A 17,978-nucleotide genomic window follows, 5' to 3' on the forward strand; every position below is an offset into this window, starting at 1 on the left:
CGCTTGATATTAGGGGTTCTCTCAGCAAAGTGGCGTGTCGGCGGGGCCCGAACTTGCATGGACTCGCGCCGAATCCGAAGGCCGGCCTGTCATTGAACAGCAAGAGATATTGAACTGGAAGAGATAATGTCAGAAACGATGAGGGCGCTGGTTCTGCGCCAACATGGCGGGTTGGAAAATCTGCAACTGGTGAAAGATCACGCGAAGCCGAAGGCCAGGCCTGGAACGGTTGTGATCCGCGTCCGCGCCTCCTCCTTCAACTATCACGACGTGTTCACGGTCAAGGGCATGCCGGGGATCAAGGTACCGCTGCCTGTCGTGATTGGTCTCGATATGGCGGGCGAGATTGTCGAAATCGGCGACGGCGTATCGGGGTGGAAGATCGGTAGCCGCGTCCTCGTCAATCCGCTCAACAAGAAAAAGGGCCTGATGGGCGAGATGCTCGACGGCGGGATGGCCGAATATTGCCTTGTCGATGCCGACCAGCTCATTGCCATGCCTGACGCTGTCAGCTTCGAGGAAGCAGCCTCTCTGCCGGTGGCCTACGGCACCGCCCACCGCATGCTGATCACCCACAAGACGATCCGCAAGGGCGATCGCGTTCTGATTCTGGGCGCGAGCGGCGGGGTCGGCACCGGCTGCGTCATTCTGAGCAAGCTACTCGGCGCCGAAGTCATCGCCTGCGCGAGCAGCGCCGGGAAAATGGCAAAGCTCAAGGCACTCGGCGCCGACGAGACCATCAACTACAAGGAAGTCGATTTCTCGAAATGGGCGATCGAGAAATACGGCAAGCCGCAACGGCGCAGCTACGATGGCGGCGTCGACGTCGTCATCAACTTCACGGGCGGAGAAACCTGGGTGCCGTCGCTGCGATGCCTCAAGCGCGGCGGAAGCCTGCTCGTCTGCGGTGCGACCGCCGGTCATGATCCGAAGGAGGATCTGCGTTATATCTGGAGTTTTGAGCTAAAGGTGATCGGCTCGAACAGTTTTTACGAGGATAATTTGACCGATCTCATGAACATGATCGTGGAAAAGAAGATCAGGCCTGTCATCGACGAGGTGCTGCCGCTTGAAAAGGCGGCGGAGGGGCTACGACTGATCCGCGATCGCGAGGTGATCGGCAAGGTCGTCGTCGTGCCGTGATGGCCGGGGTGACCATGGTTGCGTCCGCAGCCTTCGAAGTCAAACGAGGTTTTTTCAACACATGAGCCAAGTTCCGAGCATCGAAAACGTCCAAAAGCTGTTGTCGCGCGCTCCTTATCATCAATGGCTGGGTTTGAAAGTGATTGCCGTGGGCGAGGGCAGCATCGAACTGACGGCGGCGTGGCGCGAGGAATGGGTCGTCAACCCGGAGCGCGGCTACACCCATGGCGGCATTCTCGCGGCGCTGGTCGATCTCGCAGCTGATTGGGCCATGGTCTCCAGGACCGGCCGCGGCGTTCCGACGGTCGATTTGCGCGTCGACTATCATCGCGCGGCCATGCCCGGTGTGCTGACGATCCGTGGGCAAATCGTGCATTTCGGCAAGCAGTTCTCGGTGGCGGAAGCGCGCGTGTTCGACAAGGAGGGGCGTCTGCTGGCCAGCGGGCGGGGGACCTATCTGACAACACCACCAGCCTGACAGAGATAAGGGTCGTGTCCGGTATCCCCGCGTTTTCGAATCTGGGAGCGTTGACTGCGGCCGACCGCGATCTCGACAAGGTCGCCATCGTCGACCTCGGCAGCGGGCGGGAGCGTCGCTTCAGTTACCGCGATTTCGAAGGCGAGGCCAATGCGGTGGGGCGGTCTCTCTCGGTGCGGGGCGTGAGGCGCGGGGATCGGGTCGCGATCCTGTCGGCCAATCGCTTCGAATACCTTACAGCCCTGCACGGCATCATGCGCGCCGGCTTCGTGGCCGTTCCCGTCAATTTCAAATTCCCGCCCGCCACCATCGATTACATCATTCGCGATTCCGGCGCCAAGCTCGTCTTTTGCGACGCGCAACGCTTCGACAGCGCGCCAACGGATTTGCCGCGCATTCGCTTCGATGCCGAAGAATTTACCGAGTTCGTAAAGCCGGGACCGTTCTCTGCGGTCACGGCGACGAACGGCGAACCGGCGATGTTTCTTTACACGTCAGGCTCGACAGGGCGCCCCAAGGGCGTGGTGCTTTCGCACCAGAGCCATATCTGGGTGGTCCAGACACGCATGGCCGATCGGGATCTGAGCCGCCATCGCTTCCTGATCGCGGCCCCGCTGTACCACATGAACGCGCTTGCCATGAGCGAGTTCGCGCACGCGTCGCACGCTACCGTGATTTTGCTGCCGCAGTTCACGACGCGGCTCTACCTGAAAGCCATCGAGGATTATCGCTGCACATGGCTTACCGCCGTTCCGCCGATGATCGCGATGATGCTCAACGACAAGGAAAGGCTCGCCGCAACCGACCTCTCCAGCGTGGAGTTCCTGCGCATGGGTTCGGCTCCGGTCAATCAAAGCCTGATGGCGGCGATCCACCGCGTGCTTCCGAAGGCGGCCGTCACCAACGCCTACGGTACGACCGAAGCCGGCCCGGTTGTGTTTGGGCCGCATCCGAAAGGGTTGCCGCAGCCGGAAATGTCGGTCGGCTATCCGCATCGCAAAGTGCAGTTGCGGTTGGTCGGAGAGGATAGCCAGCCTTCCGATCTCGGCATCCTCGAAATGAAAAGCCCGGCGCTGATGAATGGGTATCACAATCGTCCCGATGTGCCCTCGCCCATCACCAGCGATGGCTTCTACGTCACCGGCGACGTGTTTCGCCGCGACGAGAACGATTTTTATTTTTTTGTCGGGCGCACTGACGACATGTTCGTCAGCGGCGGCGAAAATATCTTTCCGAGCGAAGTCGAGAAGATGCTGGAAACCCATCCCGACGTCATCCAGGCCTGCGTCGTGCCGGTGGACGACGAAATCAAGGGCACCAGGCCCGTGGCGTTCGTGGTCAAAGGCAAAGGCAGCCACCTTGACGAGAGCACGCTGAAGACCTACGCGCTCGCGAACGCGCCCGCCTATCAACACCCGCGCTCGATCTGGTTCGTCGACAGCCTTCCTCTGGCTTCGACCAACAAGCTTGACCGCAACGCGTTGCGAAAGCTGGCGGCAAGCAAGTCGAAGCGCGCAAGTGCGCCCTAGCCTGATCAGGTGGGCGCGTCCAAACTGGAACGGGATGATTGAGCTTGAATCGTTTCGTGCCGCAGACTCGATTCACCTCTCCCCGGTGGGGGGGTCGATTTGCTCCTGGCGATGCGAAGCATCGTCCGGTGCAGATCGGGTGAGGGGCCATGCCCTTACGAGCGCCCGCACCCCCTCACCCCAACCCTCTCCCGCCGCAAGTCGTGGCTTGCCCGACTTGCGCCAGCTCACAATGCGCAACCGGGGTAAACCCCGGTTGCGTGGGAGAGAGGGAGCGCACCTTCGTCGTAATTACAGCGCAACCCAATTTCATCATTCGCTAACGATCGCTTCGAAATTCGAACAACGTGTTGAGGAAGGGAATAAGCAAGAGCAGCGAGTTTGCGCCCTCGCCCATGCGCAGTCCAGGAATGGACGCGGCAATACCGCCGACACGACCAACGTCGGGGGTCTTAAACACGACGGCGCCAAAGAAGCTGCGCCGGCCGTTGCCGTTGACACCGCACTCACCATAACGTTCGACGTAGCGCGCGGGCGACATCAAGGTGAGGCGGAAGCCGCTCGCCAGATCAATGGTCCAGACCTCGCTGCCTTGCTTTTCTGCGCGGGCCTGAGCCGCCTTTGCATAGCGCGACGCATCGGCTTCGATCGCGTCTGTCACCACGACAAGTTCGCTTAAGGCCGAGCAGCCATTGACGTGCGTCATCCACGGCCGGTGCCAGACCAGTTCCGGCGTGCAATGCTGGCAGTAATAAACCCGCCCCGCCTCGAAAAGCTCCGGCGCCGTCCGAACCGTCCGAAATCGCGCAAGCTGCTCGACGCCATCGATGGTAACGGGGCGGGAAAAGCTCTGCGGCTCGAGCATGGCAAGGCCGCTTAGCCGCAAGCTGCTTGCGCAAGTATCGATATCGTTCGCCTTGAACACCAGGCCGTTAACACCGCGCGGGCTGTCGAGCAGGTCCTTGCGCAGAACATCCGCTGCCGAAGGCAGGCCGACCAGCTCGAGATAATGGCCCTCGAAAATCATCAAATGGTTGATCGAGCCGAGCGAGTGATAGCCTCGCGGCGTCACCGTGAAACCGAGCTGCGACATCATTGTCTCTGCGCGATCCATGTCGAACAGGACGTTGACGACGAGATGGTCGAGCGCGAATGTCATGACTGGGGTTTCGACAAGTTTACGGCGATCAAAACAGATCGAATCCTATGGTCCACCAGGCGGCGCCAGACCGGCCTTCCGGATCACCGGCGCCGCTTCGGGCGAAGCGAGGAACCGGATCAGCCCGGCCGCGGCCTCTGGTTGGCGCACCGTGCTCGTCAGCGCACCGGCAAAGGAAAATCTTGGCTGAAGTTCGGCCGGAATCGTGCCGACGAAGCTGACACCGCCAACATGGATCAGCTCGCTCACCTGCTGGAAACCGATCTCGGCTTCGCCGCGCGCGACAACCGCTGCCACCGGCTCCCCGGATGGTGGGCCCCGCACTTTCCGGCTCTTGGGCGCGACCTGTTCGGCAACGCCGAGTTTCGCAAACAGTGTGGTCGAAAGATAAGTGCCGCTGCCGCTGTCGGAATATGCAATCGACTTTGCCGCCAGCAGCGTTTGCCGGAACGATTCGACGCTTCCGATATCCGGTTTTGCGGCGCCTTCCCGCACCACCATGCCGATCAGCGAGCGGGCGAGTTCTGTTCTGCCGTCCGCACGCACCAGACCCTTCCGGCCGAGTTCCTCGGCGGCGTTTCCATCCAGGATCACGAGGTCGGCAGCTTCCCCTCGCGCGAGGCGAGCGGGAATGGCTTCCGGAGAATCGCCCATGGATGGGCCGCGTGTCGTGACCAGATGATGACCGCTCGCGCGTTCGAAGGCCGGACCGAGTTCGGAATAGGCGCCGTAAAAACCCGAAGAGATCATCACCTGCACGTCGGCGGCGAATGCCGGCCTCGCCACCAGCAGCATGGTCAACCCGACCACGGACAGCCAGAGAACAACCGGCTTTTTCATCGGACCCCCCGCTCGGATCGGAAATCATCGCGCCTGGCACAACGAAGAGCCAGATCAGCACGAAATGTGCATGGATGCTCTCGCATCCGCGATCGACATCGAAAAGGCAAGTCAAATGTGGTGAAAATATCGCAAGCCGAATTTGGCCGCGCATTGTCGGGCACACTGTGCTGTGCAGCAAAACCCTGTGCGGGTGGGAAGAGCGACCGCAGCGCGAAAATTCTGAGCGTTACTGTCCCGATAATGCCCGCCTCATGTCGTTTCCAGCCGGAAGGAAGAGTTTACCAAGCCTGCGTTGCTTTCAATTGCCAATTCGGGCCAAATGGTGTTGAAGCTTCGAAACAAAATCGAGTTCAATTCCTTGATTTTGGTCAACTGCTTCCGGCTCGAACCGGCGGATGCTGTCAACTAAAATAAACCGCCCCTGGGGGAAACAATTATGAGCGTACCTGTCCGGGCCCTGCCCAGTTCGAAACATGTTGATTCACCGCGCGGCCTGGCGTTGTTGCGTGACCCGCTGCTCAACAAGGGAACGGCATTCACGGAAGCGGAGCGGGACGAGCTGGGATTGCGCGGCTTCTTGCCGGCGCACGTGCTCTCGATGGAGGAGCAGGTGGCGCGCGTCCTCACCAATCTGCGCAGCCTGCCCAATGATCTGGAAAAATATATCGCGCTCAATTCGCTGCATGATCGCAACGAGGCGCTGTTCTTCCGGGTCGTGTGCGACAATATCGATGAGATCCAGCCATTGATCTACACCCCGACGGTAGGTCTTGCGTGCCAGCGTTTCGGCCTCATCTTCCAGCGGCCGCGTGGCATGTTCATCAGCGCCAACGATCGCGGGCGTATCGCCGAGCTTCTCGCCAACTGGCCTTACCCGGCCAAACTGATCGTGGTCACCGACGGGGAGCGTATCCTTGGCCTCGGCGACCTCGGCGCCCATGGCATGGGGATTCCGGTCGGCAAGCTTTCGCTTTATTCGGCTTGCGCCGGCGTGCACCCGGAAAACTGTCTGCCGGTGATGCTGGACGTCGGCACCAACAACGAGGAATTCCTGCAGGGCCCCTACTATATCGGCTTGCGCCGGAAGCGCCTGACGGGCGCCGCTTACGACGAGTTTGTCGACGAGTTCATCAACGCGGCGCGCGAGGCTTTTCCGGGCGTCCTGATCCAGTTCGAGGATTTTGCCAATCACTCCGCGTTTCGGCTTCTGCACAAATATCGCGACAAGGCTTGCGTCTTCAACGACGACATCCAGGGAACGGCCGCGGTGGCGCTCGCCGGACTGTTGTCGGCACTGCGCGTGAGCGGCGGCAAGCTCAGCCAGCAAAAAGTGCTGTTCCTAGGCGCAGGCGAAGCTGCGACCGGCATCGCCGACCTCGTGGTCTCCGCCATGATGGCGGAAGGCATGTCGGAAGCCGAAGCTCTGCGGCGCAACTGGCTCGTGGATTCGCGAGGTCTTGTGGTGAAGAGCCGCGCGGGCCTCACCGAGCACAAGCTGCGCTACGCCCACGACCATGCGCAGGTCGGCGACTTCCTGACTGCGATCCGAACGCTCAGGCCGAGTGCGATTATCGGCGTGGCGGCGGTCGGCGGCGCTTTCACACCCGAAGTGCTGCAGACGATGGCTGAGATCAATGAGCGGCCGATCGTTTTTGCCCTGTCAAATCCAACATCGAAATCGGAATGCTCGGCCGAGGAAGCCTATCGGCACACCGACGGGCGCGCGCTGTTCGCATGCGGAAGCCCTTACGATCCGGTGAAACTCGACGGCAAGACCTTCGTGCCGCGTCAGGGCAACAATTCCTATATCTTCCCGGGCGTCGGTCTCGGCGCGATCGCCAGCGGAACAAGACTCGTGACCGACGAGATGTTCATGGCGGCGGCGCGAACGCTTGCCTGCCTTGTGAACCCCGACGATATCGAGCAGGGCAGCCTGTATCCGGCACTGCCGCGAATCCGTGAAGCCTCGGCCCATATAGCGGCCGCGGTTGCCGAGGTCGCCTTCAAGCGTGGACTTGCCACCGCTCCGCCACCGAACAACATGATGGGCTTTATCGAGTCACAGATGTTCGAGCCCCGCTACTGAGCGCTGCATTGGTGTTTTGGCGGTTTGGCGGCCTGGATCAGCTGAGCAGGCGGTTCAACGCCCGCGGCGCGTCGCCTCCCCCGGTCTAGAACAGGGAATGGATATTAAGCTGGGTTGCCGCAACGACTGCCAGAAGCAGCACGATGCAGGTCAGCGGGGAATACGGATTCTGGCTATTCTCCCGAGAATAATCTTCCATGTCCGCACCCATGACTTTTAGAATTTCGTTTGCGCCGGCGCTCAATTCGGCTCTCAGCCATTTGGCTTCAATATGAAAGGCGCAGCATAGGAATTCCAGACGAACAGCGTCTTTGCGGTATAAGGGCGAAATAAGTATTTCGACCGCGCTTGACGCGCGGCTGCCGGAGCGCCATCGGCCACGTTCGCTCTAGAACGCCTTTGCGAGCTCGACGAATCGCCTGACCTTGTCGAGGTCCTTGCTATGGCTCCCATCGGTCTTGTCCGTCCTTGTCTTTGAATCATAGCGCCGAGGCTTGCGACGGCGCCGAAATCGTCGAAAAAATTTCGCGGGCCCGTGCGATGGATCGCTCGCGGGGAAAGGCGCCGGACCCTACCAGCACGCCGATGTGGTCGACGCCAATACCGCACAAGACAGCCGCCTCTTCCGGACTCGAGACTTCATAAATCTGAACGATCAACTTGAGCCTCCCCTTGCAGTTCCTGCAGAGCTAGAGAGAATACCTGCAACAATTGAGCCGCGCAGGCGACCGCGGCCCGGAGGTTCATCTAGATCAACATGCGGGAGCGCAATTCAAGGCGGATTAACTCAACGTTCGCGGCGTTGGCGATGCTGGCCGCCGCAGCAGCGGCCGGCAATGCCGGGCCGCTGGAGGATGCCAAAGCGGCCCACGAGCGCGGCGACGACGAAACCGCCGTCAGACTCATTCGTCCCCTGGCGGAGCAGGGCAACGCTGCCGCCGAATTCTACCTCGGCATGATGTACGATGCTGGTTTGGGTGTGGCGCAGGATTTCACGGAGGCCGCGAAGTGGTATCGCCGTGCCGCAGACCAAGGCTACGCCGAGGCCCAACTCAGTCTCGGCGTCAGATATCGATGGGGCCGGGGCGTTGCGAAGGACGATGCGGAAGCGATCAGATTGTACCGGCTCGCCGCTGCACAAGGTCACGCCGGCGCCGAGTACGATCTTGGACTAGTTTACTTGGAGGGCCAAGGCGTGACACAGGATTTTGCCGAGGCCATGAAATGGCTTCGTCTCGCAGCCGATCAAAGCTTCGCCTACGCACAAAACACCATTGGATTCATGTACGACCACGGCCAAGGCGTTGAGCAGAATTACACCGAGGCGGCGAAGTGGTACCGCCTCGCAGCCGAACAAGGATTTGCAGACGCAGAAAACAACCTCGGCTTCATGTACGTCCACGGCCAGGGCCTGCTCAGAGATTACGAAGAGGCGCTGAAGTGGTATCGACTGGGCGCTGCTCACGGCAGTCTCAAGGCGCCACTCAATCTCGGCTTGATGTACTACGACGGTGACGGCGTGGCGCAGGACTATGGTGAGGCCGTCAAATGGTTTCAGCTCGCTGCCGACCGAGGCGATCGTGCGGCACAGAACAATCTCGGTCTCATGTATGCCCAGGGACAAGGGGTGCCGCAAAACCACGTCCAGGCATTCAAATGGTTTAACCTCTCGGCAATGCAGGGCAACCCGGATGCGATCAAAAACAGGGAGAGGGTCGTGCAGCACATGAGCGCCGCAGAGATCGGCGAAGCGCAGCAACTGGCGAAAGACTGGAAGCCGAAGCGCTAGTGTGGCGGAAACTATTTCTTGGAACCCGAAAAAGCATTTTCGAGCACGTCACCGATCGGTTGCCACGTCCGACCATCGAACTGCACCAGTCGCAGGTTCTTGATCGGCTGGAAGTCCCAACGCCCGGTGCTTATCCCGATGCCCGGCAGCAAAAGCGATGGCTTGTAGTCCTGGAGCGCTGACGCCTGCAGCATGACGTTTTCGCGGGACAGGTCGTCACCGCACCGCTTGAGTACCTCAACCAGCGTCTCGGCGGCCGCATAGCCATAAAGCGCCGCGCTGTCATCCTTGCCGGCATCGCGAAAGTATTTATCCTTGAAGCTCAGCCATTGCTTGATCGCCTGGTCATCTTTCCACGCTGGATCGTCTCCGTCCTTCAGGAAAGTGGCCGCGATCACGCCCACCGAATTTTCCAGCCCCGCAGGCTTCAGCACGGTGCCGATCGACGCGGCCATGTCGTTCACAATGAACACGGGGTGCCAGTTGAGGTCTGCCGCTATCCGGATTGCCTGATTTGCATTAGCCGGAACGCCCGCAAAAACCAATATGTCGGCACCTGACCTCTTCAGGATCGAAACGTGCGTCTCCAGATACTGATCTGAAATATCGTAGGCGATGTCGACGATGATCATCTTGGCGAGGTCGCCTAGCCCCTCTTCCAGTCCCTTGAACAGGTCGCGACCGAACTGGTCGTTCTGCCAAAGGGCAACGATCTTGCGCCCGGGGTAGAGTGCCTGAATGTAGTTGGCGTAAACCCGCCCCTCTGCCCGGAATGAAGGTTGCCAACCCATTGTCCAGGGAAACAGCGTCGGATTGCTGAACTGCTCGTCACCCGAGGCAACGAAAAGTTGGGGAATTTGCCTTTCATTCAGGTATTTGCGCGCCGCAAGATTGCCGGGCGTTCCGAAGGAGCCGAACAGCAACAGCACGCCATCCTTTTCGACCAGTTCGCGCGTCAGATCCAGCGCGGTGGAAGGGTTGGAATTGTCGTCGTATGAAATGAAGCGCAGCTTCCGGCCGTTGATCCCGCCTCGCTGGTTGATCATTTCGAAATAGGCAGCTTCGGCCTTTCCGATTGCGCCGAAGGTCTCCAGCGCCCCTGTATACGGCATGATATTGCCGATGCGGATTTCAGTGTCGGTCACGCCTTGTTCGCGGGCCCGCTGGGAGATGGCGCTCAATGATGTCAGAGCAAGAACAAGCGCCAGTACCGTTCGACCGAATGCCGTCATATTCAGGACTCGCTGCGACCGAAGCTTTGGGACAGGCTGAATGGGACCAGGCAGACACGTTGCCCTTTCGGTCATGCAATTGCGCGTCGACCCAATATTCTTCTGCCCTCATTCGGCCAAAAGGAGCGCATCCTGCCGAACGAGGCATCGTGAGGTTGGGATCGATTGGGGTTGCGGGTTTTGATTTAGATCAAATTAGAAAAACTCGCCGGCAAAGAAGCAGATGCTTTCATGCGCAAGACCGAGGCCTGCTCAATTCTTGGGTCTAATTCTTCGCACTCTCTTTTTTTTCTGCCTTGCAGGAAATCAACAGGGTGAATGCTCTCGCGTTGCGCGTGATGTCCGTGGTCTTCAAGTCATTCTTCGAGTCAGAGGTTTGGTACGGCACCACGCTGTTATCCAAAAAGTCTCTCAGCGCTCCCGTTTTGATCGCGAAATTGATGTTTTCTGGTATGCTGCCCGTAGCCTTGGCAACTTTTAACGCATTCAATTTTGCCGCAACCACTCCTACGACTTCACCGCTGGAGGCAAAGAGCGGCCCGCCGCTGTTGCCGGGTTGGACGGCCGCGCTTATTTGCAAAAAACGCGTGTCGTTAAAGATACCGCTCAATGAGCTTACTTTCCGGTGGTTACCGTAAAATCAGATGTGAGCAGCCCATGGTATGGAAAGCCGATCGCCACGACGTTGTCGCCGGAGTGAACCGCCTTGTCCTTGATGGTGGCGACGTCCTTGAACGAGCCGGATGCCTGAAGCAAAGCAAGATCGTTGGTTTCGTCGCTTGAAACGAGTCGCAGCTTGACGGGTGCCTCGCCGGTCAAGTTGCCCTGAATATCCCCGACACATCCTTCCACCACGTGCTGGTTTGTTACGATATGCCCGTTGCTGCTGACCACGAAGCCGGTCCCGGCCTGATCGATGGTTTTGGTGGGCTTTGCATCCGAGGGAGCTGATGGCGCTGTTGTGGCCGCGACTACCGGCTTGGTCGGTGGCTTGGGAAGGACAACGGCAAAATCACCGGCATTGGTGATGCCGAATTGTTTGGTCTTGGCCACGCAATTTGCCAAGGTTGGCAACAGTTGTGCGGTTTGGTCCAGGTTGACCTGAAACAGCTGCCCCTGCGTGAAGGCAGTCATGGCTTTCGCTTTTCTGAATTGGGCGATGAGCGCCGAGTTGATCGGCATGGGAACCACGACCATCTTGTCGTTGACCGGAACGCCATGGACGTTGAAGGGCGACTGACCGTCAAACGTCAGCTCAATCGGGAAGGCTCGTCCGGCCGCCAGATTCCATTTTTCATGGGCGAATCTCAAGCTCCAGCCGGATTTGCTGTCGATCGCGACCACAAAATAGATGCCGCTGAGATATGAAGCGCCTGCGGCACAATGCGAAAAATCCCCTTGGTCGTTTGTGTATGCCCCGCCCTTCCAGTTTCCAACATTGATCGAACCATAGGGCCCGGCGGCTTCTGCATTCGGGTTCGCCAAAATCGTACCCAGCAGAATTCCGACCGCAGCCGCGCAGCGTTTCATGACCAGCCCTCCTCAACTTTGCGGCGAGTCTATTTCTGGATACAACCTGAGTCTAAGACTTCTTGACCTTCAACCCAGACGCGCTTGGCGCGAAGCCTGCGGATCGAGGCCAGATGCTTCGACGAAGACTTTAGATATTTGAATGGGATAAGGATGATGCGGAGGGAGAGTGGGAACGAGCCCCAGTCTCGTACTTTGCCTTTGATTTGCTTGAGATTTTAAGCTCGCTGGCGTTGGGACTTTACGCGCGGCAGCTCGTTCAAGCGCCATCAAGCTTCATGCCGCTCTAACATTTGTCAGGAACCTGCCTACTTCGTCCCTCAGCCGCGAGCTTTCGCCTGAGAGCGACTGGGCGGCAGAGAAAACTTGCGAGCAGGCCGAGCCGGTCTCATTTGCCCCACGTTGAACTTCGATGACATTGGACGAGACCTGCTGCGTGCCAAGAGCCGCTTGCTGGACGTTGCGAGAAATTTCCTGCGTTGCCGCGCCTTGCTCCTCTATAGAGGCTGAGATCGTCGAGGAAATTTCCGACAGCTTTTCAATCGTACCACTGATTGCCTTGATCGCATTGACCGATTCTCCGGTAGCGGCCTGGATGCCCGCGATTTGCTGACTAATCTCACCAGTCGCCCTGGCCGTTTGTTCGGCCAAAGCTTTCACTTCGGACGCTACGACTGCGAATCCACGTCCGGCATCACCAGCCCGGGCTGCCTCGATCGTCGCATTCAAGGCCAACAGATTGGTCTGACCGGAAATTGCATTGATCAGTTCGACGACGTCCCCAATCCGGCCCGCAGCCTGCGAGAGCTCGCCGACCTGTTCTGTGGTGAAGCGCGCCTGGCCGGTGGCGTCGGCGGCGATACGCGCCGATTCCTGCACCTGGCGGCTGATTTCGTTGACGGATGACGACAGCTCCTCCGTTGCGCTAGCGACAGATTGGACGTTCGTGGATGCCTCTTCGGATGCCGCAGCCACCGTCGTCGTCATTTCTTCGGCACGATTGGCGGTGGCGGTGAGCGTTCGCGCGGAAGCTTCGAGCTGGTTCGACGCGGTCGACACCGAGCTGATTATGCCGCCGATGGCCTGTTCAAACTGGTCCGCCAGTTTCATCATGTCAGCTTTCCGTTCAGCGGCCCGGCGAGATTCGGCCGCAGCCTGTTCGGCGCGCAGCTTGTCCGCCTCGATCATGGCGCGTTTGAAGACCTCGACTGCCGCGGCCATACCGCCGATCTCATCGCGGCGATCTGCTCCTTCGATCGACACAGACATGTTTCCGTTCGCAAGAAGCCTCATTGCACCTGACAACACGGCTACGGGTCGTATGATACTGCGGGCCATGCGAAGGACGACTACGGCGGTGAGCAAGGTTCCAACCACAATGATTGACGCCAGCAGGATCAATGTTCGTGTGGCTTCCTGATGTTTTGCGGATGTCAATAACGATAGATCGTTAGCGATTTTGTCTTCGACTTTCTTGAGAAGGTCGATTCTCCCAGTCGCAGCCCGGAACCAGGCGGAACTGTCGATGCCCGGCATATTGCCGGAGAGGCTTCCGTTGACTACCACGTCCCGCATTTTATTGACGCTTTCGACAACCTCGCTTGACAGCGTTCTCTTGTAAAAATCGCGTTGCTCAGCCTTCGCACCAGACAGAAAATCCGCCAAATAAATATCTTGCGCGGTTTGTTGCCCAAGAACTTTTCGATAAGAGAGTAAATCGAAACGTCCACCTGAGATGCCAGCTGCGACGAGCGCGCGCTCCTGCCCCGCGTGCTCCTTGCCTTGAAGCAGATTCAGATAAGCCGACAGCGCCGTAGTTACATCACCTTTGCTGCTCATGTTGACCGCCATTTTCGCTAGACTGAGCAGCTTTGCAATTGTGTCCGTATAATACGCAGACGAATCGCCGACTGCCGTTGTCTGCCCATCGACAGCATTTCGACGACTATCGCGAGACTTAAGGACAACCTCTATATTCGCAATAGCGTCCCGTATTTCGCGGGATTCCACTGCCGCAAGTAACTTCATGGCGGCTACCGTGTCCTGATGCTCGCTATCGGTACGTTTGCGCTGATCCAGTAGCTCGGAGCGCATCTGCGCTCCCTTGCTGCTGAGGAAAATCGCGGATAGGCCGCGCTCGATCTGCAATTCATGAACGAACCGGCTGATTTTGGCGACGTCGCCGACGAATTCGCCCAGTACTTCCATTTCCTGGCGCTCCGCCCAAGCTGCCTCAACCATATATGCCGCAAGGCCCACAAGCAGGACTAGCGGCGGCATCGCGACCACAAGAGCCAGACGTTGCGAGATTTTCAGGTGTTTCAGCAAGGTAGTTCCCCCGCCACTATTCAACCTAGACGTTTGCTGGAGCATGGCTGCGCTATGGTTACGTAACAGTTAAAGTATATTTACAAATGTCGGTGAGAGAGGAGGCTACTGGAAGTTCGACGACGCGGGTGACGTGACGCCCCCTTGGCCAGAGACCAGCGCCAATCCGTCGAATTTCAGACAACTATTCAAACAACTGGCCGATGCCCTCAGCGGTGGAAATCTGTCGGATGCGCAACAGGTTGTGCTCTATTGGCCATCTGATTTGAGGTCCGCGAATGAAAAGAATCGTCGCAATCGGGACATTTCTGATCTGCTTGGCCGCAGCCCTTGCACAGGACCGCACCATCATAGTCGCGTCGACGACTTCCACGGAACAGTCGGGTCTGTTCGGTTACCTGCTGCCGCAATTCTCGAAGGCTGAAGGCATCAACGTGAAGGTCGTGGCCGTCGGCACCGGCCAAGCACTCGATATTGGACGGCGGGGCGATGCCGACGTAGTGTTGGTTCACGATCGGCCCGCTGAAGATAAGTTCATGGCCGAAGGGCAAGGCGTAAGGCGCTTCGACGTCATGTACAACGACTTCGTAATCGTTGGGCCAAAGAGCGATCCCGCGCATATCGGCGGCCACAAGGACGTCGTCGACGCGCTACGCAAGATTGCGGCAGCGAAGGCGCCGTTCATCTCGCGGGGCGATCATTCCGGCACGCATGAAGCCGAACTGCGGCTGTGGAAAGAGGCCGATATCGATGTCGGGCTTGCGAAAGGCGGCTGGTACCGAGAGATCGGTCAGGGCATGGGGCCGGCGCTCAACATGGCTTCATCAACGAATGCCTACCTGCTATCAGACCGCGGCACCTGGCTGTCGTTCAAGAATCGAGGCGATCTGGTCATCCTGACCGAAGGCGACAAGCGGCTATTCAATCAATACGGTGTCATGCTGGTGAATCCGGCGAAGCATCCGAACGTGAAGTCGCAGGACGGCCAGACCTTCATCGACTGGCTGATCTCGCCGAAAGGCCAGGAGACCATCGCTGGCTATAAGATCGGCGGCGAGCAGCTATTTTTCCCCAACGCGTCCCGCTAGCAGGAAGGCGGCGGCAGAGACCGCCACGCTCAGCGCCAGCAAGATCAGTCCGAGTCCGAGCGCCAGCGGCAAATCCCCCTTGCTGGTCTCCAACGCGATCGCCGTCGTCATCGTCCGCGTGAAGCCGCGGATATTGCCGCCCACGATGATGATTGCGCCGACTTCTGCGATGGCCCGCCCGAAGGCGGCGAGAAAGGCGGTTAGCAGCGACGTCTGCCCGAGCGCGAATAGGAGCGCGATGCTGCGTACGGTTGACAACCCGTCGGTGCGTGCGAGCTCGCCGTATTCCGCCCATAGCAGCGTGGACGGCCGGTGCACCAGCGCGATCACGATCGGCGCAGCGAGCAGGGTCTGTGCGATGACCATGGCTGTCGGCGTGAACAATAGGCCAGCAGACCCAAGGGGTCCCGACCGCGAAAGCAGGAGATAAAGCGCGAGACCCACCACCACGGGTGGGAGTCCAAGGAGCGCGTTCGTCAGAACGATCATCGCCTGCCGCCCCGGAAAGCGGGAGATCGCAAGCCAGGCGCCGATGGGCGCGCCGATCAGGAGAGCGACGACACTTGCGCTCAGGCTGATACGCAGCGACAAGGCAACAACGTTCAGCAGTTCTGGATCGAGAGAGCCGATGAGGGAGAGAGCGGCGCCGAGCGATCGCGCGAAGTCATTCATCGAAAGCAGCACCAATCCCTCGGTAACGGGCAGCCCGGTCGCGTTTCGTAAGCACGCGCCGGGCCTGGCCCACCACCGGGTCAGAGCCAGCGCGCGACGGGTTGGCGATGAGCATGACCGCCGATGCTCGAAGTGGCAATAGCCCGACCTGGGCGTGCGACGGTGTCGTCGGGTTCCAGGGCACTGCGACGTTCGGAGCGAGGCCAAGAAACCAGACTTTGCTGACCCTTGCGTTTCGGTGTGGACCGCTCGGCTGCTGCCCACGAAAGACGCCTGGCCACGATGCAACTTTGCCGCCGACGAAAACAAATTCGCGTCTTTTCAAAAGCTTCCCCTGCAGAAAAAACTGGGGAACCCTATTCGAGGTTCGACGCCGACGTCCTTCGGCAAACCAGCCCCGAAATCCCCCATGTCTTGATCGGTTCATCGGCCGGCCCCGCCGATCGTCGAGTGGGCGGAATGATATGCCGGATACACGTCAACGAGCAGGCAGGCAAGGCGTTGCCGTAGTAAGCTTGCGGCGGCGCCTTTCACTCTTGCGCCGCCGGGCAGGCGAACCGCAGACGCCTGGATTGGTCATGGAGCGGCTTAGATGAGCAATCGTATCCTTGTTTTTTACGGCTCCTATCGTTCCGATCGAATGGGCATCCGCCTGGCGGAGTTCATTGTCGATCGGCTGCGGCGCCGTGGCGACGACGTCGAGCTAATCGATGCCAAGGCGATCAACCTGCCGATGCTTGATCGAATGTTCAAGGAATATCCGAAAGGTGAAGCGCCGGCAGTGCTTGAAGAGCTCGCGAAAAAGATCAGGGCCGCCGACGGATTCGTGTTTGTCACAGGCGAATACAACTGGGGTGTCCAGCCTGGCCTGAAGAATCTCACCGATCATTTTCTCGAAGAGTGGTTCTGGCGTCCGGCCGCGATTGCGAGCTACTCCGCCGGTCGGTTCGCCGGCGCGAGGGCCGGCCTGCTCTGGCATGGAACATTGTCGGAGATGGGGATGATCGTGATCTCGAGCATCATTTCGGTAGGACAGATTTCGCAAGCGCTGGATGAATTCGGCAAGCCCACCGGAGACGGCGGAGCGCTGCTTGAACGAAGCTTTCCACGCTTTGCCGATGATCTTGCCTGGTGGGCAGACGCAGCAAAGGAACAGCGTGCGCGCCAAAACCCTCCCTTTTGACGAAGTGGCACAGGAACGTCTTCAAATAGCGCGGCTGTTTTAACAACTATTTTCCCGCGGGGACGTCGCGCGCGGTTTTTGTCCATCATTGAACCGGTTGCCCTTCCAAACAAGGTGCCGCTCCGTTCGCGAGCGCACCGTCCAGGAAAAGCTTCGCGCAGATCTGGATGCGCTTCTCGAGATCGTTCCGGCCCGGCAATGGCTTTTGGCCAAACATGGCGGCGCGCTGGGGTTCGAAAGCGAGCATGCCCAGCAGAATACCGGCAGCGATCTCGGGATCATCGATCGCGATCAATCCCCTCTCCTTTTCGATGCTGAGCCAGTTTGCCAGTGTCGCGACCGTTCGACGCATGGCCTTGGTGTAAAAGGTTTGTGCGATCTCCGGGAACTTCTCGCTTTCGGCAAGCACCATGCGCTGAAGCGCAACGACGTCACTGTTGAGCACCAGCTCTGCGCAGGCGAGCAGCGCCTCTTTCAACGCCAGCTCGATTTTGGCACCCTGGCAGGGACGCAGCCGGATCCTTGAAACAAATTTGTCCAGGCGATCGGTCACCATCGCCTCGAACAACGCGGCCTTGTTGGGGATCAGCCGGTACAGCGTCTTGGTAGAAATGCCGGCGCGCCGCGCCACGCCGTCCATGCTGGTTGCGGCATAGCCGCCGGCCGCAAATTCGCGCCTTGCCGCCTCGAAGATGATGGCGCGCGTTTCCTCGTCGCATCGCGCCTGCGGCCGTCCGCGGCCGCGCCGCACCTCGGCGCACGGCTTCTCATGTTCTGCCTCGGTCTTCTTCATCGTCGTCATATCGAGCCATGCTTTTAGATGATGACTGTCATTCCATTGACAGTCCCAATATGCGCTGTATTTTGGAAAACGTCAAGTTTCCTAATTCACTTTGCCGTGAGCCGAAGGGAATTTCG

At 59.2% G+C, this 17,978-nt stretch carries 17 protein-coding genes; 7 read left to right on the forward strand and 10 right to left on the reverse strand.

Annotation, left to right across the window (positions count from 1 at the left end; all coding sequences use genetic code 11):
* The first annotated feature begins 126 nt into the window (after positions 1 to 126).
* The 3 genes from VNX23_RS03725 to VNX23_RS03735 all read left to right on the forward strand — a co-directional run bounded on the left by VNX23_RS03725 (position 127) and on the right by VNX23_RS03735 (position 3,150).
* Positions 127 to 1,143 (forward strand): zinc-binding dehydrogenase, encoded by a 1,017-nt coding sequence (locus VNX23_RS03725; RefSeq protein WP_325627831.1) that lies wholly within the window; start codon positions 127 to 129, stop codon positions 1,141 to 1,143.
* 61 nt (positions 1,144 to 1,204) lie between these two features.
* Positions 1,205 to 1,621 carry a PaaI family thioesterase gene (locus VNX23_RS03730; RefSeq protein WP_325627832.1) on the forward strand — a complete coding sequence of 139 codons (417 nt, stop codon included), beginning with the start codon at positions 1,205 to 1,207 and terminating at the stop codon, positions 1,619 to 1,621.
* A gap of 14 nt (positions 1,622 to 1,635) precedes the next feature.
* The gene (locus tag VNX23_RS03735; protein ID WP_325627833.1) at positions 1,636 to 3,150 is read left to right on the forward strand and encodes a class I adenylate-forming enzyme family protein; all 1,515 of its coding nucleotides are present in this window, start codon (positions 1,636 to 1,638) and stop codon (positions 3,148 to 3,150) included.
* Positions 3,151 to 3,469: 319 nt separating this feature from the next.
* Here VNX23_RS03735 and VNX23_RS03740 read toward each other — a convergent pair whose 3' ends face one another.
* Both VNX23_RS03740 and VNX23_RS03745 read right to left on the reverse strand, forming a co-directional pair.
* Positions 3,470 to 4,309, reverse strand: coding sequence for a VOC family protein (locus tag VNX23_RS03740; RefSeq protein ID WP_325627834.1), 840 nt, complete (start codon positions 4,307 to 4,309; stop codon positions 3,470 to 3,472).
* Positions 4,310 to 4,354: 45 nt separating this feature from the next.
* Positions 4,355 to 5,149, reverse strand: a complete 795-nt coding sequence (locus VNX23_RS03745) for a substrate-binding domain-containing protein (protein WP_325627835.1) — start codon at positions 5,147 to 5,149, stop codon at positions 4,355 to 4,357.
* Positions 5,150 to 5,645: 496 nt separating this feature from the next.
* Between VNX23_RS03745 and VNX23_RS03750 the strand changes: the two genes are divergently transcribed.
* Positions 5,646 to 7,238 (forward strand): NAD-dependent malic enzyme, encoded by a 1,593-nt coding sequence (locus VNX23_RS03750; RefSeq protein ID WP_325627866.1) that lies wholly within the window; start codon positions 5,646 to 5,648, stop codon positions 7,236 to 7,238.
* A gap of 85 nt (positions 7,239 to 7,323) precedes the next feature.
* On the opposite strand, the gene VNX23_RS03755 is transcribed toward VNX23_RS03750, so the two are convergent.
* Both VNX23_RS03755 and VNX23_RS03760 read right to left on the reverse strand, forming a co-directional pair.
* Complete coding sequence (locus VNX23_RS03755) at positions 7,324 to 7,482, reverse strand: hypothetical protein (RefSeq protein ID WP_325627836.1); 159 nt, start codon at positions 7,480 to 7,482, stop codon at positions 7,324 to 7,326.
* 235 nt (positions 7,483 to 7,717) lie between these two features.
* Positions 7,718 to 7,897, reverse strand: coding sequence for a hypothetical protein (locus VNX23_RS03760; RefSeq protein ID WP_325627837.1), 180 nt, complete (start codon positions 7,895 to 7,897; stop codon positions 7,718 to 7,720).
* Positions 7,898 to 8,046: 149 nt separating this feature from the next.
* Between VNX23_RS03760 and VNX23_RS03765 the strand changes: the two genes are divergently transcribed.
* A complete protein-coding gene (locus VNX23_RS03765) occupies positions 8,047 to 9,027 on the forward strand; it encodes a tetratricopeptide repeat protein (RefSeq protein WP_325627838.1) in 981 nt (326 codons plus the stop codon).
* Positions 9,028 to 9,038: 11 nt separating this feature from the next.
* Here the strand turns inward: VNX23_RS03765 and VNX23_RS03770 are convergent, their stop codons facing one another.
* The 4 genes from VNX23_RS03770 to VNX23_RS03785 all read right to left on the reverse strand — a co-directional run bounded on the left by VNX23_RS03770 (position 9,039) and on the right by VNX23_RS03785 (position 14,117).
* A complete protein-coding gene (locus tag VNX23_RS03770) occupies positions 9,039 to 10,259 on the reverse strand; it encodes an ABC transporter substrate-binding protein (RefSeq protein WP_325627839.1) in 1,221 nt (406 codons plus the stop codon).
* 265 nt (positions 10,260 to 10,524) lie between these two features.
* Positions 10,525 to 10,869 (reverse strand): S1C family serine protease, encoded by a 345-nt coding sequence (locus tag VNX23_RS03775; protein WP_325627840.1) that lies wholly within the window; start codon positions 10,867 to 10,869, stop codon positions 10,525 to 10,527.
* A gap of 5 nt (positions 10,870 to 10,874) precedes the next feature.
* On the reverse strand, positions 10,875 to 11,789 hold the full coding sequence (locus tag VNX23_RS03780; RefSeq protein WP_325627841.1) for a trypsin-like peptidase domain-containing protein: 915 nt from the start codon (positions 11,787 to 11,789) through the stop codon (positions 10,875 to 10,877).
* A 276-nt stretch (positions 11,790 to 12,065) separates the two neighbouring features.
* Entirely contained in the window at positions 12,066 to 14,117 is a 2,052-nt protein-coding gene (locus tag VNX23_RS03785) for a methyl-accepting chemotaxis protein (protein WP_325627842.1), read from the reverse strand.
* Positions 14,118 to 14,395: 278 nt separating this feature from the next.
* Between VNX23_RS03785 and VNX23_RS03790 the strand changes: the two genes are divergently transcribed.
* Positions 14,396 to 15,205: a substrate-binding domain-containing protein gene (locus VNX23_RS03790; protein ID WP_325627843.1), complete on the forward strand. Its 810-nt coding sequence runs from the start codon at positions 14,396 to 14,398 to the stop codon at positions 15,203 to 15,205.
* On the opposite strand, the gene VNX23_RS03795 is transcribed toward VNX23_RS03790, so the two are convergent.
* Positions 15,179 to 15,877 carry an ABC transporter permease gene (locus VNX23_RS03795; protein WP_325627844.1) on the reverse strand — a complete coding sequence of 233 codons (699 nt, stop codon included), beginning with the start codon at positions 15,875 to 15,877 and terminating at the stop codon, positions 15,179 to 15,181. The genes VNX23_RS03790 and VNX23_RS03795 overlap by 27 nt on opposite strands.
* Positions 15,878 to 16,469: 592 nt before the next feature.
* Between VNX23_RS03795 and VNX23_RS03800 the strand changes: the two genes are divergently transcribed.
* Positions 16,470 to 17,060, forward strand: a complete 591-nt coding sequence (locus tag VNX23_RS03800; protein ID WP_325627845.1) for an NADPH-dependent FMN reductase — start codon at positions 16,470 to 16,472, stop codon at positions 17,058 to 17,060.
* 85 nt (positions 17,061 to 17,145) lie between these two features.
* Here VNX23_RS03800 and VNX23_RS03805 read toward each other — a convergent pair whose 3' ends face one another.
* Positions 17,146 to 17,862 (reverse strand): TetR/AcrR family transcriptional regulator, encoded by a 717-nt coding sequence (locus VNX23_RS03805; protein ID WP_325627846.1) that lies wholly within the window; start codon positions 17,860 to 17,862, stop codon positions 17,146 to 17,148.
* Positions 17,863 to 17,978 lie beyond the last annotated feature (116 nt).

Origin of the sequence: Bradyrhizobium sp. (assembly GCF_035570375.1) — a bacterium.
Taxonomy (GTDB): domain Bacteria; phylum Pseudomonadota; class Alphaproteobacteria; order Rhizobiales; family Xanthobacteraceae; genus Bradyrhizobium.

Excerpts from the sequence above, each read along its gene's own strand:
- VNX23_RS03790 (WP_325627843.1), top strand. The coding sequence starts at position 14,396 with ATGAAAAGAATCGTCGCAATCGGGACATTTCTGATCTGCTTGGCCGCA.
- VNX23_RS03745 (WP_325627835.1), bottom strand. The coding sequence starts at position 5,149 with ATGAAAAAGCCGGTTGTTCTCTGGCTGTCCGTGGTCGGGTTGACCATG.
- VNX23_RS03770 (WP_325627839.1), bottom strand. The coding sequence starts at position 10,259 with ATGACGGCATTCGGTCGAACGGTACTGGCGCTTGTTCTTGCTCTGACA.
- VNX23_RS03805 (WP_325627846.1), bottom strand. The coding sequence starts at position 17,862 with ATGACGACGATGAAGAAGACCGAGGCAGAACATGAGAAGCCGTGCGCC.
- VNX23_RS03725 (WP_325627831.1), top strand. The coding sequence starts at position 127 with ATGTCAGAAACGATGAGGGCGCTGGTTCTGCGCCAACATGGCGGGTTG.
- VNX23_RS03740 (WP_325627834.1), bottom strand. The coding sequence starts at position 4,309 with ATGACATTCGCGCTCGACCATCTCGTCGTCAACGTCCTGTTCGACATG.
- VNX23_RS03795 (WP_325627844.1), bottom strand. The coding sequence starts at position 15,877 with ATGAATGACTTCGCGCGATCGCTCGGCGCCGCTCTCTCCCTCATCGGC.
- VNX23_RS03730 (WP_325627832.1), top strand. The coding sequence starts at position 1,205 with ATGAGCCAAGTTCCGAGCATCGAAAACGTCCAAAAGCTGTTGTCGCGC.
- VNX23_RS03780 (WP_325627841.1), bottom strand. The coding sequence starts at position 11,789 with ATGAAACGCTGCGCGGCTGCGGTCGGAATTCTGCTGGGTACGATTTTG.
- VNX23_RS03800 (WP_325627845.1), top strand. The coding sequence starts at position 16,470 with ATGAGCAATCGTATCCTTGTTTTTTACGGCTCCTATCGTTCCGATCGA.
- VNX23_RS03765 (WP_325627838.1), top strand. The coding sequence starts at position 8,047 with ATGCTGGCCGCCGCAGCAGCGGCCGGCAATGCCGGGCCGCTGGAGGAT.